Genomic DNA, 16,044 nt, shown 5'->3' with positions numbered 1-16,044 from the left:
AACCCTGCGACACGATTGAGTACTACTCAGGTCGGGTAGCCGGTTCGATCCACAGGATGACGCGAAAACGGCGGCGCTGGGACAGGATGAATTCCGTCCGCACCGCCGTAGAGGGAGCAGGGGATGATCGAGGCAACAGGTCTCACCAAGCGTTACGGGAGCACGCTCGCGGTGAACAACCTGTCGTTCAGCGTGGCAGCGGGGAAGGTCACCGGATTCCTCGGCCCGAACGGCGCCGGCAAGTCCACGACCATGCGCATGATCCTCGGCCTGGACAACCCGACCGCGGGCCAGGTCCGGATCGGGGGGAAGCTTTATCACGAGCTGAAGGAGCCGCTGCGCACGGTCGGCGCGCTGCTCGACGCGAAATGGGTGCACCCGAACCGCTCGGCGCGGGCGCACCTGCGGTGGATGGCCCGGTCCAACCGGATCCCGGCGGCGCGGGTGGAGGAGGTGCTCGACATCGTCGGGCTCACCAGCGTCGCGGGCAAGCGGGCGGGCGGGTTCTCGCTCGGCATGTCGCAGCGGCTGGGGATCGCCGCCGCGCTGCTCGGCGACCCGGAGGTGCTGCTGTTCGACGAACCGGTGAACGGCCTCGACCCGGAGGGCATCCTCTGGATCCGCAAGTTCATGCAGCGGCTCGCCGCCGAGGGCCGGACCGTGTTCGTGTCGAGCCACCTGCTTTCGGAGATGGCGCTCACCGCGACCGACCTCGTGGTCATCGGCAAGGGCCAGCTGATCGCCCAGTCCACCACTGAGGAATTCGTGGCGCGGGCGGCGGAAAACACGGTAAAGGTGCGCTCGCCGCAGCTTTCGGCGCTGCGGCAGCAGCTGATCTCCGCCAGCGCACAGGTCACCGACGCCGGCGAAGCGCTCATCGTGTCCGGAATGGACAGTGCGAAGATCGGCGAGATCGCCGCTTCGGCGAACCTCGTGCTGCACGAGCTGAGCCCGCAGACCGGCTCGCTCGAACAAGCCTTCATGCAGATCACCGGCGACGCCGTCGAGTACCACACCGGCCTCGAAGCAGAGGCGCAGCAGGCCGCGGCCATCCGCTGACCACACTCTCGTTGGGAAGAGAAGACTCATGACTTTGCTCGCGGTCGAACGCATCAAGCTCTTCACCACCCGGTCGCCGTGGTGGTGCGCCCTCATCGCACTCGCGCTCACCATCGGGTTCGCCGGCCTCATGGCGGGCTCGCTGCCGAGCGGGGAACCGCTGTCGGTCGCCAACACCCAGGCCGGGCACCAGTTCGGCATCGCGGTGATCATGGTGCTGGCGGCGCTGGCGGTCACCACCGAATACCGTTTCGGCACGATCCGCACGACGTTCCAGGCGGTGCCGCACCGCGGCAGCGTGCTCGTCGCGAAGGCCACCGTGGTCGCGCTGCTGTCGCTGGTGATCGGCGAGATCGGCGCCTTCGCCTCGTGGGGCCTCGGCTACGCGATCCGCCCGTCGGACACGGCGGCGCTGAGCACCTCCGCGGACTGGATCAACGTGGCCGGCGTCGGCGTGGTGTTCGCCTTCGCCGCGATCATCGCGGTCGCGGTCGGCACCCTGATCCGGCACAGCGCGGGCGCGCTCTCGCTGCTGCTGATCTACGTGCTGGCGGTGGAAAACCTCGTCCAGCTGATCCCGACCGTCGGCCCGAAGATCCACGAGTGGATGCCGTTCACCGTCGCGGAGCGGTTCCTCGGCGGCAGCCACCAGGGGCCGGGCGCGCCGGAGGCGGCCCTGTCGCAGTGGGGTTCGCTGGCCTACTTCGCCGGGGTGGCCGTGGTGCTGCTGGCCATCGCGATCGGCGTCGCGAACAAGCGCGACGCGTAAAGACCCACAGGAGAGTTCGGACGAGTCAGGCGGGGGCCGGCGGAGCCGAACAAGGGGAAAAAGGGGAAAAGGGGAACAAGATCCGGGTCGCCATTCGGGGGGCGGCCCGGATCTTTTCGTTCGGTAGAGTTCGGGTTTACGAGAAGGGGGGCGGCGTGCTCGAAGCGACTGGACTCACCAAGTCCTACGGCGACACCGTCGCGGTGCGGGACCTGACGTTCACCGCGCAAGCCGGTCGCGTCACCGGATTCCTCGGCCCGAACGGGGCGGGGAAATCCACCACGATGCGGTTGCTGCTCGGGCTCGACGCGCCCACCGCGGGCACCGCGCACATCGAGGGCAAGCCGTACCGGCAGCTGTCCGATCCGCTGCGCACGGTCGGCGCGCTGCTCGACGCGACGTGGCGGCATCCGGGCCGCTCCGCCCGCCAGCACCTGCGGTTCCTCGCCGCGACGAACGGGCTGCCGGACCGGCGCGCCGACGAGGTGCTGGAACTGGTCGGGCTGTCCGCGGTGGCGCGCAAGCGCGCGGGCACCTTCTCGCTCGGCATGCTCCAGCGGCTCGGCATCGCGAGCGCGTTGCTCGGCGATCCGCGCGTGCTGCTGTTCGACGAGCCGGTGAACGGCCTCGACCCCGAGGGCGTGCAGTGGGTGCGCCAGCTGCTGCACGGGCTCGCCGCGGAAGGCCGCACGGTGTTCGTGTCGAGCCACCTGCTGCCGGAGATGGAGCAGACCGCGCAGGATCTCGTGGTGATCGGCCGCGGTCAGCTCATCTACCAGGGCACGATGGCCGATTTCGTGGCCCGCGCCGGTTCGCGCGGGGTCCGCGTGCGCACGCCGCACGCCGACGCGCTGCGCGCCGCGCTCACCGAAGCGCGCGCGGTTTTCACCGAGGATTCCGGTGCGTTCCTCGTGTCCGAAATGGACAGTGACGCGATCGGCGAACTCGCTTTCGCCGCGCGCGCCACGCTGCACGAGCTGAGCCCGCTGGCCGGTTCGCTCGAGCACGCGTACCTCGAATTGACCGGTCAGGCAGCCGAATTCACCAGTGGAGGTGCGCGGTGAATGTGCTGCGGGCGGAACGGATCAAGCTTTTCAGCACTCGCGCGCCGTGGTGGTGCGCGCTGATCGCGGTGGCCGCGCCGATCGGGTTCACCGCGATGTTCCTCGGGCTTTCCGGGGCCGAAATCACCGCGGACGTGAGCAATACTCAGCTTGCGACGAGCACCGGCCGCACGGTCGCGCTGGTGCTCGCGGTGCTCGCCGCGACGGCCGACTTCAACTGGGGCACGTTGCGGCTCACCTTCCAGGCGGTGCCGACGCGGACGCCGGTGCTGCTCGCCAAGGGCGCGGTGGTGTTCGTGGTCTGCGCGGTGCTCGGCCTGCTCGCCGGGGTCGGCTCGTGGGGCATGGCGCATCTCGTCCGCCCGGACGCCGACCTCGGCCTGCACTCCGGAGCGGACTGGCGCGTCGTGTTCGGCCAGGTGCTGACCTTCGCGCTGACCGGGCTGCTGGGCGTCGGCGTCGGCCTGCTGCTGCGCAGTTCCGCGCTGACGCTGGCGATCGTGCTCGTGTGGACCCAGCTGGTCGAGGGCCTGGTGCTGCTGATTCCCAAGATCGGCAGCGACCTCTACCAGTGGATGCCGTTCTACGCGGCCTCGCAGTTCGCCGGTGGCGATTTCACCAGGACGACACTGAAACTGTCACCGCCTTTCGGTCCGTGGGGATATCTCGCGTATTTCGCGGCGATCAGCGCGGTGTTGTTCGCCGCGGGCGTGGCCACCGCCAATCGCCGCGACGCCTGACCTGCACGTGCACATTCCCGATTACGTGGAAGGCATGTGGATTAAAACCACGTAAACCGGTGTGGCTTCTCTCACAGCGAGCGGACATACTGTCGGAAAGCGACGGATATTCGTAGTGCCCCGTCTCAGCTCTCCGGAGGTGAACCGTGACGGTGGACGTTGATCAATTACTCGTTTCCCGCGACGCTGCGGTACCGACCCCCCGCCTCGAGCCGATGCTGGACCTCGAATGGTCCCAGGCGATCGAACTGCCCCGGTTCGCGCTGCCCGCGACCCGGCCCGCCGAACTCCGCCAGGCGTGGGTGCATCGCGCGCCCGAGGACGCGGTGCTCGGGCTGTACCGGCGCGCGTGCGGAACCGACGACGTGCTGCCCGCGCCGTGGTGGCTGCGCGCGGTCGCGAGCGGGCGGCTCGAATCGCGCGAACTCGGCTTCCGCATCGAAGACCGGGTGGCGCAGCTGCTCGGCAAGCGGATGGGCTGGGAGTTCGTCCCGTGGGCGGCCGACGGCGAATCCGGGTACTGGGAGTTCATGCCGTCCGAACGCGGCAAGTCCGGCCACTCCATCCCGACGACCGTGCTGAACACCGACCGGCACGACGGCTGGATCGACGTTTTGCCCGCGCATTCCGGCCCCGCCCCGGAGCCGGTCGCGGTGGCCGGGCTCGCCGGACTGCGCTCCCGGCTCGGGGAGTTCGAAGCGGTCCGCTGACCCGCCCGTATGTTGTCCGGGTGGAAAACGAGGACCAGCCACGGCTGCGCAGCGTGGTCAGTTACGTCAAACGCGGCGGGCGGATGACCGTCGGCCAGCAGCGGGCCTGGGAAGAACACTGGCCGCGGCTCGGCCGGACGGTGTCGGAACTGCCGGAGGGCCCGGTCGACTTCACCGAGTGGTTCGGCCGGGAAGCGCCAGTGATGCTGGAGATCGGTTCCGGCATGGGCGAGACCACGTCGCAGCTGGCCGCCGCCGCGCCGGAGCTGAACTACGTGGCCGTCGAGGTGTACGACCCCGGGCTCGGGCAGCTGATGCTGCGCGCGGAGAAGCTCGGCGTGACGAACCTGCGGCTGATGCACGGCGACGCGGTGGTCCTGCTGACTTCGCACGTCGAACCGGGCGCGCTCTCCGGGGTGCGGCTCTTCTTCCCGGACCCGTGGCCGAAGAAGCGCCACCACAAGCGACGGATCGTGCAGCCGGAGTTCGTGGCGCTGATCGCGTCGCGGCTCGCGCCGGGCGGGACCTTCCATCTGGCGACCGACTGGGAGCACTACGCCGAGCAGATGCTCGAGGTGTGCTCGGCGGAGCCCGCGCTGCGGAACCGGTACGCCGACGAACCTGGCGGCTGGGCGCCGCGGCCGGAATGGCGGCCGGTGACGAAGTTCGAGCAGCGGGCCGACCGGGAGGGCCGGGTCTCGCACGATTTGATCTTCGAGAAGCGCTGAGCCCCGCAAAACGACGAAGGGCCGTTGCCGGGTTCCCATCCCCGGCAACGGCCCTTCGCTTCCTTCACCCCCGGTGCCGCCCCTCCCCCGACGAGGGGCGGGCGCCAGCTATTCGTCGGCCAGCGGTTCCGCCTGCACCCGCTTCAGCGCGGGCGTGCAGACCGACGCGCCGAGCAGCGCGACCCCGATGCCCAGCACCACCGGCGCGGCGATCCACGGGCTGAACACGACCGACCCCCGTTCCATCGTCGCCATGAACAGCCCCAGTCCGACCACGACGCCGGTCACGCCCGCGCCGATGGTCGCCACCAGCGAGGGCAGCGCGGCCTCCATCCGCAGCGCCCGGGACAGCACCCGCACCGGCGTGCCCGCCGCCATCAGCGCGCCGAACGTCCGCCGCCGGTCCATCACCGAGCCCGCGGTCGCGACCGCCGCGCTGCAGCCGGCCAGGATGCCCGCCGCGACGAGTCCGATGACGGTGACCCGGCGCAGGTCGCTGAGCTGCACCTGCTGTCCGTAGAGGTACTGCTCGCGGCTGCCGATTTCCTGCCCGACCGCGTTGGGCACCAGCGCGGTCCGGACGACCTCGCGGTTGGTCTCGGCAGTCGGCACGACCAGCGTGACCTGGCTCGGTTTGACCCCGGCCGGCACCGCCGACGGGTCGATCACGTACTCGCCGTAGTTGTTGTGCTTTTCCGGGTGGTAGGTGCCGGTGGTGACCGCACCGAGCGGGGTGCCCGTGCTGTCCTCGCCGCCGTACCGCGCGACCCGCAGGTTGCTCGTGTCCAGCTGATACGGCGCGTACAGCCCGACGCCGGGCTTGCAGTCCTGCTGGGTGATCCCGAGCCGGGTCAGCTTGGCGGCATCGCCGCAGGTCATCACGTATGCCCGCTGCATCGACCGGTAATTCCCCTCGCCCTGCATCACGTAGACGCTGGCGACCGGAACGACGCGTTCGGACAGTCCGGCCTTCGTGAGCGTGGCATTGGTCCGCTCGATCGCTTCCGGCGCCCGGGCCGCGCTGACGTCGACGTACAGCGCCGAGTCCACGTACTGGCGTCCGCCGCCGGCGAGGGATTCGAACGACGGCAGCAGGGTGAGCGCCATCGACCCGGTGAACACCGCGAGCACGATCCCGGCCGAAGCCCGGTAGGAACCCTTCGGGTCGTTGCGCAACCGCCGTCCGGCCAGCAGCGACGACGGCCGCCGCCAGATCCGCACGAACGTGCCGCCGGCCGCCGAGGTCACCCACGGTCCGACCACCATCGCCGAAGCGACCACCAGCAACAGGCCGAACAGCACCAGGTTGCCGTTGCCTCCGTTGCGGGCGCCGAAAACGGTGTAGAAGAAGAACAATCCGGCCGCGGGCAGCGCGAGCAGCCGCCACCAGCGCAACGGCTTCACGGTGTGCCCGCCGGTCGCGAACAACGGCGTGCGCACCACCCGGCGCAGGCCGAGCACCCCGGCGGCCACCACGAGCAGCGGGACCAGCAGCACGGCGAGCACGGTCAGCCCCACCGGCAGCGCGAAGTCCGAGGCCAGCCAGGTCCCGCCGTCCCACGGCACGAACGTGGCCAGGCCGCGCAGCGCCGGGCTCAGCAGCAGACCGAGCAGCGCGCCCACGCCCGCGGACAATCCGGTTTCGGCGGCGACCATCGCGGTCACCTGGCCCGGCGTGGCACCGGCCAGCCGGATCGCGGCGAGGCGTTGTTCGCGGCGGGCGGCGGTCAGCCGGGCCGACGACGCGACGAGCACCAGGCTCGGCACGAGCAGCACGATGATGCCGACCCAGGACAACACCGTGAGCAGGCCGTCCGGATGCCCTTGTCCGGCCGGGAAGGACGAGGCCGGGTAAGCGTCCTGGCCAGGCTGGTCCTGGTGGCCGTACGGACGCATCTCCTGCGTGCTGTGCCCGACGAGCGCGACGAGCTGTTCCGGATACCGCAGCGCCTCCTCGCCGAACGCGGCGACCGGTTTGCCGAAGCGGTTCCCGAGCTGGTCGGCCGGAGTGGCGTTGAGCAGCTTGCCGAGCGCGGGCGACACGATGGTCTCGCCGGGTCCCGGCAGTCGCGGGATGCCCGGGGGCAGCCGCAGCGAGCCGGCCGGGCCGGTGACCGCGATGTCGACGCGGGCGACCTGCTTGCCGTTGAAGTAGTCCTTGGAGGAATTGACGAGCAGGGTGTGCTGCTGGCCGGAGTCGTAGTGGCCGCTGCTCTGCCACAGCGCCCGCTGCTCGCGCGCCTGGGTGGCGTACGGCAAGGTCGCCAGCAGCAGCACGAGCCCGGTCGCGACGGCGACGCCGACCGCGGTGAGGATCGCCGAGGTGCGGGTCCGCCGGTCGCCGCGCAGCACCCGCAGGGCGAGCTGGAACGGGTTCATGCCGCGAGCCTCGTCGCGATCAGGCCGTCGCGGATCGCCACGGTGCGCGGCATCGATTCGGCGAGGTCCCGGTCGTGGGTCACCACGAGCACCGCGGCTCCGGACGCCCGCGCGGCGGACAGCAGCGCGTCCATCGTCTCGCGGCCGGTGCGAGTGTCGAGCGCGCCGGTCGGCTCGTCGGCGAAGATCACCTTCGGCCGGTGGGTGAGCGCACGGGCGATCGCCACGCGCTGCGCCTCGCCGCCGGAAAGCTCGCCGGGCAGCCGCGCTTCCTTGCCGGCCAGCCCGAGCTTGCCGAGCCATTCCCGCGCCGCGGCAATCGATTCGCCCCGAGTTCCGCCGGCCAGCAGCGAAGGCAGCGCGACATTCTCCTCAGCGGTCAGCTCGGACACGAGCATTCCGGACTGGAAGACAAAACCGAATTCGGTGCGCCGCAGTTCGCTGCGCCGTTTTTCGCCGAACTGGTCGATCCGCTGTCCCTGCAACCAGATTTCCCCGCTGTCCGCGCGCAGGATGCCCGCCAGCACGTGCAGCAGCGAAGTTTTGCCGGAGCCGGACGGACCGACGATGGCGATCGCCTCGCCGGGCTGGACGTCGATGTCGATTCCGGCCAATGCGTGCTGCTGCCCGTAGCGCTTCACCAGCCCGCGCCCCGACAACACCGGTCCGGCGCTCAGGTGTGGATTCGTCATCCGCCAGCTCTCTCCCTGTCTCCGTCAGTGGTCTGCGACGGAAGGCAGCTTCGCGGATTCGGCCGAGTGTCCACTTCGGGCAGACGGCCGGTCCCTGCCCGGCCGCCATCGGCCGATCGGCCGATGGCGACGAACCACGTGGCCAAGGTGCGCGCGACCGCGGATCATCTACCGTCACGGTGTGCCGCACACCCCGCCGTCGAAAACGCTGGCCGCGCGGGCGACCGAACTCGCCCGCCGGCTCGACATGTCCGTGCTCGTATTGTTCGCGGCGCTGGCGTTCGACCTCGTGTTCGTGACCGACGCGGCACTCGACGACGTCGGACCGCGGTTTGTGGATCTCGGCCTGTTCCCGGGCATTTTCGCGATGGCGGGGTGCGCGTTCTGGGCGCGCAAACGCGCGGCGGTCGCGGGCGTAGTGGGTGCGCTGGCACTGATGTTCTGCACCTTCGCCATCCGCTATCTCTCCATCCCGACCTACTCGAGCGTGCTGGCGAACCTGTCCATCACCGAGGTGGTGGCCGGGATCGAAATGGTGTATTTCCTCGCCCGCCGCGCCCGTCCGGGAGTCGCGTTCGCGGTGATCAGCGCGTTGGTCCTGGGCGCGCTCACCGCGGTGTTCGGCCGCGAATACGACAACCGGCTCTACACCAGCAACGTCCTGCAGTCGCTGCTCTTCGGTTTCCTGCTGCTCGTCGCGACGGTGGTCACCGGCGCGGTCGGGCGACCGCGCCGCGAACGGGACCCGGCGACCGCGGAACGTCTGCGGAGCATGCACCGGTTCACCGAATTGGTGCGCGGCCAGTGGCCGTTGATCGGCATGCTCGGCATCGGCGTGCTGATCGAATTCGGCTACACCTACGAAAGCGGCAGCCGCGGTTTCCCGCTGCTGGCCTGCTCGATCAGCGCCGCCGCGGTGACCGCGCTGTCGCCGCGGCGGCCGCGGGATTCGATCCTCGTGGTCGCCGGGATTCTCCTGCTGTCCGCGCTGATGACGCCGTTCCTGCACCCCAGCCACAGCTACCAGCTGCTCGGCGGCATCCCGCCGACCCAGATCGTGGCCGGGTTCGGCGTGGTGGTGAACGTCGTGCGGGCGGTGCCGCTCGCGAGGGCCTGGCCGCGGATCGTGGTGCTGTCCGGCGCGGTCGCGATCGGCTCGGTGCTGAACTTCGGCTCGTACCGCGTCGGACGGCTGCTCACCGACCCGGCGACGCTCGGGATGCTCGCCACCGTCGCGGTCCTGCTGCTCGGCATCGCCATCGCGATCGGCCTGTACCTGCGCTCGCGCGATTCCGAACGCGCGCAGGTGGTGAAATCGGCGGTCACCGACGCACAGACGGCCGAGCGGATGGCGCTCGCCCGCGAGCTGCACGACGTCGTCGCGCACCACGTGACCGGCATCGTCGTGCAGGCGCAGGCCGCGCGGATGATGGGGGAGAAGAATCCGGAACTCGCGCTGGAGGCGATGGGCCGGATCGAGAACGCCGGCGTCGAGGCACTCGCCGCGATGCGCCGTCTGGTCCGCAGCATGCGCGGCGACGCGCAGGCCGGTTCGGGAGAGTTCAACGAACAGGCGACCACTGACCTGGCCGCTGACCTGCGAAGGCTCGTCGAAGCGGGCAACCACGGCATCCCGACGCGGCTGCGGCTCGACCTTCCGCCGGACCTGCCGCACGAGGTCGGCCGGTCCGCGCTGCGGCTGATCCAGGAGTCGCTCACCAACGTCGGCAAGCACGCCGCGGACGCCACCGAGGCGCTCGTGCTCGCCGAGGTCGTCGACGGCGAACTGCACCTGCGGGTGACCGACAACGGCAGCGGGCAGACTCATCGCCCGGCCGGCGGGTCGGGCGGATACGGTCTGGTCGGCATGCGCGAACGCGTCGCGCTGCTGCACGGCAGGCTTTCGGCAGGCCGCGAGCCGGACGGCGGCTGGCGGGTCGAGGCGTGGCTGCCGCTCGAGGCGAACGGGGAGACAGACGGGTGATCCGGGTACTGATCGCGGACGACCAGGAAATGGTGCGGATGGGGTTCCGCATGATCCTGGACGCCCAGGACGACATCGAGGTGGTCGCGGACGTGCCGGACGGCGTCTCCGCGGTCGCCAAGGCGCGCGAACTGCGCCCGGACGTCTGCCTGCTCGACATCCGCATGCCGGGCCTGGACGGGCTAGAGGTCACCCGCCAGCTGGCCGGCCCGGACGTCGCCGACCCGCTGAAGGTCGTCGTGGTCACCACCTTCGACCTCGACGAATACGTGCACACCGCGCTGCGCAACGGCGCGAGCGGCTTCCTGCTCAAGGACGCCGGGCCGGCGCTGCTGATCGAGGCGGTGCGCGCGGCCGATCGCGGCGACGCGCTGGTGTCGCCGCAGGTCACCGTGCGGCTGCTGAAGCATTTCGACGGCGGGAACACCGCCAAGCGCGAGGCCCCGGCCCCGTCGGAACCGCTGACCGCGCGCGAACTGGACGTGGTGAAGGCCGCCGCCCGCGGGCTCACCAACACCGAAATCGGCGCGGAGCTGTTTCTGTCGCTGTCCACGGTCAAGACCCATTTGGCTTCCGTGCAGGGCAAAGTCGGCGCGCGTAACCGGGTGGAAATCGCGGCTTGGGCCTGGCGTAGCGGCGTAGTGGAGTAACCGCTACTGGCACGCCCGTACTATCTCGTTATGTCGCGTCGCTTCCACGCCCCGGTAGTCCTGCCCGCCGACCCGTCCTGCTCGCTGCTCCGCGACGCCGTCGTGGATGTCGACGACGAAGGCCGGATTTCGTTCGCCGGACCGGCTTCGAGCGCGCCGGAGTTCGCCGGCGAGGTCACCCGGCTGACCGGGATCCTGTTGCCCGGCTTGGTGAACGCGCACGCGCACAGCCCGATGACGCTCCTGCGCGGCATGGGCGGCGACCTGCCGCTGCTGCGCTGGCTGCGCGAGATCATCTGGCCGACCGAGGCGAAGCTGAAGCCCGCCGACGTGCGCACCGGCATGCTGCTCGGATCGGTCGAAATGCTCCGGCACGGCGTGACGACCAGCGCGGAAATGTATTTCGAGGGCGAGCAGCTGGTCGACGCGGTGCTCACGACCGGCGGCCGGGTGCTCGTCGCGCCGCCGGTGATCGAACTGCCCGGGATGGACTGGCGGGCGACGCTGACCGCGATCGACCGGTGGATCGACGCCGACGGGCTGCGGTTCGGTCCCGGAGAGCGGATCGAGCTGGGCTACGGGCCGCATTCCGCGTACATGCTGAACCCGGAAGGATTGCGCGCGACCGCGGAATCCGCGGCGGCGCGGGGCGCGTTGGTGCAGATTCACGTCGCCGAGGCCGCCGCGGAGGATCTGGAGCAGCGCAAGGAATACGGCTCGGTGCCGCGGCTGCTGGATTCGCTGGGGATGTTCGACGGGCGGACGCTCGCCGCGCATTCGGTGCATTTGTCGGACGAGGACATCGCGCTCTTCGCCGCCCGGGGAGTCGGGATGGCGCACTGCCCGGGCTCGAACGCGAAGCTGGCTTCCGGGATCGCGCGGATCAAGGACCTGCGGGCGGCGGGCGTCGCGATCGGGCTCGGCACCGACGGTCCGGCGTCCAACGACGACATCGACCTGTGGGAAGAGCTGCAGCTGACGGCGATGCTGGCCCGGCTGGCCAACGACGATTCCACCGTGGTGACCGCGAAGGACGTGTTCCTCATGGCCACGCGCGGCGGCGCGGAAGCGCTGGGCCGGTCCGATCTCGGGGTGCTGGAGCCGGGACGCTGGGCCGACCTGGTGCACGTCGACCTCGACGACCCGGCGTTCGCCGCCGGCTTGGACGTGCCGGACGAGCAGTTGCTGGCGAACCTCGTGTGGGCGGCCGGGTCCCGGCGGGTGCGCGACGTGTGGGTCGCGGGCGAGCAGGTGGTCGCCGACGCCGAGCCGACCCGGGTCGACCGCCGCGAGATCCAGGCGACGGTGGCCGACACCGCCGCCCGGCTGCGGGCCTGAGGTCGGTCAGCGGGGGCGGACCTGGATTTCGGTGAAGTGCGCCTCGGGGGTGGCGGTGACCGCGGTGAGCACGGCCGTGGCGACGGAATCCGGCCGCAGGTACTTGTCGACCTCGTAGCTGCCGCCCTCCTGGACGCGCACCTGGCGTTGCATGTCGGTGTCGGTGCGGCCGGGGAAGATTGACGTCACGCGCAGGTCCGGTTCTTCGGCGCGGAGGGAGTCGGCGAAGGCGCGGACGGCGAATTTGCTTGCCGCGTAAGGACCCCAGCCGGGGCGGGCGGTGTACCCGGCGCCGGAGTTGATGACCACGACGTGGCCGTTCGCCGCGCGGAGGGCAGGGAGCAGCAGGCGGGTCAGCTCGGCGACCGCGATGACGTTCACCTCGAGGTTCGTGCGCCAGACCGAGGACGGCGAGTCGGCGACGGCGCCGATCGTGCCGGTGCCCGCGGAGTGGACCAGCACGTCCAGGCGGTCGATCTTGCTGGCCGCGGCCTCCAGCGAAGCGGCATCGGTGAGGTCGACCGGCCAGGGCTGTGCGCCGGGCAGTTCCTCGGCCACCTTCGCGAGGGCGTCGGTGTCGCGGCCGCCCAGGAGCAGCCGGTGCGTCGGGGAGAGCTGGTGCGCGATTGCCGCGCCGATGCCGCGCGAGGCACCGGTGATCAGGGCGAGCGGGAGGTCGGTCATACCGGCCACGGTAGGCGTCCGCCGCTGATTCGCCAGCTGGGGGAGTCGTCGATCACTTCGCCGGAGCGCACTGGGCGGCGGCCCGCGGGTCGCGCGGGTAGCGGATCTCCGTCCGAGGAAGTGCGCCGGTGAAATTGTCGACAAACCGACTCCAGGTGAGCGGCTCGCGCGTGGAGGCCAGCACCTCCCGCACGTCGGGGCAGCGCAGCGCCTGGCGGGCGGCGTCGATCTCGACGGGCTGGAAGATCCGGATCTGGCCGTCGGTCGCGTAGTCGCCGTGTCCGGCTTCGGCGATTTCCCAGGCCGCGACCAGCCATTTCGAGTGTCCGGGGCGGCCGCCCGGGATGGACGACGAGTGCGCGGCCAGGTCGCTGGCCAGGCCGTAGCCGTCGTGGATGCGGACGTCGAGAGACACGATGTTGCTGATCGCGCCCATGCTGTCGGCCGCCATGGTCACGTACGGCCGGTCGGTCGGGAAGCGGAACCACTGCTTCACGTCGCCGTAGCTGTAGACGAGCACGGCTGGCTGTTTGGTCGCTTGCACCGCGTCGACGGCGTGCCGGATGACGTCCTGACCGAGGTAATCCGTTGCCAGCACCGGGTGCTCATGGCCGGTCGCCCAGGCCCAGTAGCTGCGTTCGTCGGTGACGCTCACGGCGAGATGAGTGCCCTCGTACGGCACGCGCAGCCAGCCGCCCGCGACCACCGACCACGCGGCGACCCCGGCCACGAACGCAATTGTCTTGCGGGTCAACGGGATCGCCAGGACGGGAAGCAGCAGCACGAACAACGCGGGCAGCAGCATCCGGCCGTGCATGAAATCGCCGCCGACGCGCACGACGTACAGCGCGAGCAAAAGCGCGCCTGCCAACGAAGTCAGCAACAGAACCCGGGACCGGCGCACGAGCACCGCGGCAAGCACCAGCAGCAGCAACGGAATCCACAGCACGTACGGGTTGACCAGATCCGCCAGGTACGCGAAGCCACGCGGCCAATCGCTGTTGGCCGCTTCCTTGGCGAGCGCGGTGTTCGGCGTGAGCAAACCGTAGTAGCCCATCCGAAACACTTGGTACGCCACCGGAATCGCGATCCCGGCCCCGAGCCAGCCAAGCGCGGCAAGCCAGCGCGGGCGGAGCGACAACACCAACGCGACGAAACCGGCCACGCTGAACAACGCCAGATCCGGTCGGACGAGTGGGCCGAGCCCGAGCACGATCGTGGTGGCGACCGGCGCTTTGCCGCGCACCAGCAGCCACCAGCTCAGCCCGAGCCACAGCAGTACCAAGCCGGTTTCCAGGCCAGAAGTCGCGAAGTCGCGGAACGGCGGGAGGGCGCACACGACCAGCGCACCGGCGGGTGCCACCGGTCCGGCGTAAAGCCGGCGGGCGCCGTCCAGGCCGAAGAACAAACCGCCGACCGCGCACAGCAGGCCGGTGATGACCGCGATCCATTCCAGCGGCGGGCCGGGGATCGTTCCGAGGCCGGCGAGCAGCCAGGTCCACAACGGACTCGTGCTCGCCTCGACGCGCTCGCCGACGTTGAACACCGGCCCGTTCCCGGCGAGGATCTGCCGGACGGTGCGGAGCACGAGCAGCCCGTCGTCGCTCATCCACCGGCGCTGCCAGGCGAGCACCGCGTACAGCACGAGCACCGCCCCGGTGGCGGCCCACGTCCACGTCATCGGGCGGCGGTACCACGAGGTCGGGTCGGCGGCCGCGGTCATGATTGGTCCAGACCTCCCCGAGACGTGGTGTGCAGCCACAGTCTCGCATCCGCCCGAACGCGACGCTCAGTGGTTGCCGCCAAGGTCGTGGCGGCTACTCCGGAGCGGAGGCGGCGGACGCGGTCGGGGACGGCGGAGCGGTCGGAGGTGCGGGGGCGGGCGGGGCGAGGCCGATGTCCAGGTCCATCCGCTCCCGCTCCTTGCCGCCGAGGGTGAACGGCGACGTGCAGCCGGTCGCTGGGTCGACGGCCGAGTCCAGGCCGGGCGCGCCGCCCGCGCCGCGCTGGGTGACGGTGAGCCCGGCCGGCAGCTTCGACACGTCGAAGCACACCTGATAGGTGCCGTCTTTGCGCTGGTCGAACAGGTAGCTGCCGTCGGCGTTGGTGCGCGCGGTGGCGACCGTGCCGCCCGCGCCGTCCTTGAGCGTCACCGGAAGATCCGGGAAACCGGGTTCGTCGTCGTCCTGCATGCCGTTGCGGTTCAGGTCTTTCCACGCGCGGTCGCCGATCTTGCCGACCGCGGGCAGCGGCGTGACGGTGACCGTCGCGCTCGTCTTCTGCTCGGCGAGCGGACCGCCCGGGCCGTTGCCGGTGACCTTCGCGGTGTTGACGTGCCCGTTGTCGTCCTCGGTGAGGTTCGGGTGGTCGCAGGTGAGTTCCCGCGACGCACCGCCGGCGAGGTCGAAGGCACCGGGAAGCCCGGAGCACCACGGGTCCTTCACGAGCAGCCCGGCGAGCGGCTGGGAGCCGGTGTTGGAGACGGAGATGCGGAAATGCGCGGTATCGCCGGCCGGGATGGCAGCCGACGAGGCCCACGTTCCGTCCGCGGGATTCCGCACCTCCATCTTCGCCGTGAACGCGGCGAGAGCCACGTGCACGCAGTCCCACAGGACCCAGTTGTGGTTGGTGCCGGCGAAAAACGAAACCGCCGCGGTCTCGTCCGGCGCGGTGACCGGCGGCAGCTCCTGCCGCGCGAGCCTCCCGTCGGACGCGACGTCGTGCGTCACCGCGAGCGGTTTCTCCACCAGCACGCGCCCGGCGCCGTCGGAGAAGCGCAGCCCGGTGGTCGCGCTCGCCCGCGAACCGAGGCCGGACTGTGCCGTCCCCGCCCACACCGACAGCGAGTATTGCCCGCCGGGCACCGCTTTCACCTGCTGGCTGGCCGAGCTGACCCGGCCGTCCGGCGTCTGGATCTGGGCGTTGACGTGCCCGTCGACCGCGTGCGCGGTGCTGGTGACCAGCTTCGGCACCCGGTCGGCCGGAGTGCTGCGCGGAACCGGTGCGGCGGGACTGAACACATACCCGCGCGGCGGTCCGCCGGGCACGCCGGCGTCCTCCACGCTCGGGTTGGCCGCGATGCCGCCGCAGTCCGGGGCTCCCTCGGCGGGAGCCGACCCGGGAGTGACGACGGCGAGCGCGCCGACCAGCATCGCAGTGCCCGCCGCCGCGCCCGCCGTACGTCCGATCGCGACTTTCCTTGCCCGCCTCACGCGGTGAAGCTAGACCCGGCAAGCCCGATCGGCGG

Annotated in this window: 14 protein-coding genes; 9 read left to right on the top strand and 5 right to left on the bottom strand. The window is 70.7% G+C overall.

Going from position 1 to position 16,044, the window contains the following annotated elements:
• Nucleotides 1-123 precede the first annotated feature (123 nt).
• From L942_RS23635 to trmB, 6 genes are all read left to right on the top strand, one after another.
• Nucleotides 124-1,059 carry an ABC transporter ATP-binding protein gene (locus L942_RS23635; protein ID WP_037364304.1) on the top strand — a complete coding sequence of 312 codons (936 nt, stop codon included), beginning with the start codon at nt 124-126 and terminating at the stop codon, nt 1,057-1,059.
• A 28-nt stretch (nt 1,060-1,087) separates the two neighbouring features.
• Nucleotides 1,088-1,828: an ABC transporter permease gene (locus tag L942_RS23630; protein WP_037364302.1), complete on the top strand. Its 741-nt coding sequence runs from the start codon at nt 1,088-1,090 to the stop codon at nt 1,826-1,828.
• A gap of 155 nt (nt 1,829-1,983) precedes the next feature.
• Entirely contained in the window at nt 1,984-2,892 is a 909-nt protein-coding gene (locus L942_RS23625) for an ABC transporter ATP-binding protein (RefSeq protein ID WP_037364299.1), read from the top strand.
• Nucleotides 2,889-3,632: an ABC transporter permease gene (locus L942_RS23620; protein ID WP_037364297.1), complete on the top strand. Its 744-nt coding sequence runs from the start codon at nt 2,889-2,891 to the stop codon at nt 3,630-3,632. The genes L942_RS23625 and L942_RS23620 overlap by 4 nt, the downstream gene beginning before the upstream one ends.
• 215 nt (nt 3,633-3,847) lie before the next feature.
• Nucleotides 3,848-4,342 carry a hypothetical protein gene (locus tag L942_RS23615; RefSeq protein ID WP_235079357.1) on the top strand — a complete coding sequence of 165 codons (495 nt, stop codon included), beginning with the start codon at nt 3,848-3,850 and terminating at the stop codon, nt 4,340-4,342.
• A gap of 20 nt (nt 4,343-4,362) precedes the next feature.
• Nucleotides 4,363-5,070: a tRNA (guanosine(46)-N7)-methyltransferase TrmB gene (gene trmB, locus L942_RS23610; RefSeq protein ID WP_081655194.1), complete on the top strand. Its 708-nt coding sequence runs from the start codon at nt 4,363-4,365 to the stop codon at nt 5,068-5,070.
• Between the two features lie 108 nt (nt 5,071-5,178).
• Here trmB and L942_RS23605 read toward each other — a convergent pair whose 3' ends face one another.
• Nucleotides 5,179-7,449 (bottom strand): FtsX-like permease family protein, encoded by a 2,271-nt coding sequence (locus tag L942_RS23605; protein ID WP_037364292.1) that lies wholly within the window; start codon nt 7,447-7,449, stop codon nt 5,179-5,181.
• Entirely contained in the window at nt 7,446-8,141 is a 696-nt protein-coding gene (locus tag L942_RS23600) for an ABC transporter ATP-binding protein (RefSeq protein WP_037364289.1), read from the bottom strand. The genes L942_RS23605 and L942_RS23600 overlap by 4 nt, the downstream gene beginning before the upstream one ends.
• Nucleotides 8,142-8,322: 181 nt before the next feature.
• Between L942_RS23600 and L942_RS23595 the strand changes: the two genes are divergently transcribed.
• Genes L942_RS23595 through L942_RS23585 form a run of 3 tightly spaced genes read left to right on the top strand, consistent with a single transcriptional unit; the run spans nt 8,323 to nt 12,113 of the window.
• Complete coding sequence (locus L942_RS23595; RefSeq protein ID WP_037364287.1) at nt 8,323-10,125, top strand: sensor histidine kinase; 1,803 nt, start codon at nt 8,323-8,325, stop codon at nt 10,123-10,125.
• The gene (locus L942_RS23590; protein ID WP_037364284.1) at nt 10,122-10,775 is read left to right on the top strand and encodes a response regulator; all 654 of its coding nucleotides are present in this window, start codon (nt 10,122-10,124) and stop codon (nt 10,773-10,775) included. The genes L942_RS23595 and L942_RS23590 overlap by 4 nt, the downstream gene beginning before the upstream one ends.
• A gap of 30 nt (nt 10,776-10,805) precedes the next feature.
• Complete coding sequence (locus L942_RS23585; protein ID WP_037364281.1) at nt 10,806-12,113, top strand: amidohydrolase family protein; 1,308 nt, start codon at nt 10,806-10,808, stop codon at nt 12,111-12,113.
• Between the two features lie 6 nt (nt 12,114-12,119).
• Here the strand turns inward: L942_RS23585 and L942_RS23580 are convergent, their stop codons facing one another.
• From L942_RS23580 to L942_RS23570, 3 genes are all read right to left on the bottom strand, one after another.
• Complete coding sequence (locus L942_RS23580; protein WP_037364278.1) at nt 12,120-12,797, bottom strand: SDR family oxidoreductase; 678 nt, start codon at nt 12,795-12,797, stop codon at nt 12,120-12,122.
• A gap of 52 nt (nt 12,798-12,849) precedes the next feature.
• Complete coding sequence (locus L942_RS23575; protein ID WP_037364274.1) at nt 12,850-14,520, bottom strand: hypothetical protein; 1,671 nt, start codon at nt 14,518-14,520, stop codon at nt 12,850-12,852.
• Nucleotides 14,521-14,614: 94 nt separating this feature from the next.
• Nucleotides 14,615-16,009 carry a DUF7850 domain-containing protein gene (locus L942_RS23570; RefSeq protein WP_051166177.1) on the bottom strand — a complete coding sequence of 465 codons (1,395 nt, stop codon included), beginning with the start codon at nt 16,007-16,009 and terminating at the stop codon, nt 14,615-14,617.
• Nucleotides 16,010-16,044: the final 35 nt, after the last annotated feature.

The sequence above is a fragment of the Amycolatopsis orientalis DSM 43388 genome (assembly GCF_000411975.1).
GTDB lineage: Bacteria > Actinomycetota > Actinomycetes > Mycobacteriales > Pseudonocardiaceae > Amycolatopsis > Amycolatopsis orientalis_D.
This window is presented reverse-complemented; position numbering and strand designations above follow the sequence as displayed.

Bases quoted from the DNA above. Each gene is read 5' to 3' on its own strand.
- L942_RS23575 (WP_037364274.1), bottom strand. From the start codon at position 14,520: ATGACCGCGGCCGCCGACCCGACCTCGTGGTACCGCCGCCCGATGACG.
- L942_RS23585 (WP_037364281.1), top strand. From the start codon at position 10,806: ATGTCGCGTCGCTTCCACGCCCCGGTAGTCCTGCCCGCCGACCCGTCC.
- L942_RS23600 (WP_037364289.1), bottom strand. From the start codon at position 8,141: ATGACGAATCCACACCTGAGCGCCGGACCGGTGTTGTCGGGGCGCGGG.
- L942_RS23605 (WP_037364292.1), bottom strand. From the start codon at position 7,449: ATGAACCCGTTCCAGCTCGCCCTGCGGGTGCTGCGCGGCGACCGGCGG.
- L942_RS23630 (WP_037364302.1), top strand. From the start codon at position 1,088: ATGACTTTGCTCGCGGTCGAACGCATCAAGCTCTTCACCACCCGGTCG.
- L942_RS23615 (WP_235079357.1), top strand. From the start codon at position 3,848: ATGCTGGACCTCGAATGGTCCCAGGCGATCGAACTGCCCCGGTTCGCG.
- L942_RS23580 (WP_037364278.1), bottom strand. From the start codon at position 12,797: ATGACCGACCTCCCGCTCGCCCTGATCACCGGTGCCTCGCGCGGCATC.
- L942_RS23635 (WP_037364304.1), top strand. From the start codon at position 124: ATGATCGAGGCAACAGGTCTCACCAAGCGTTACGGGAGCACGCTCGCG.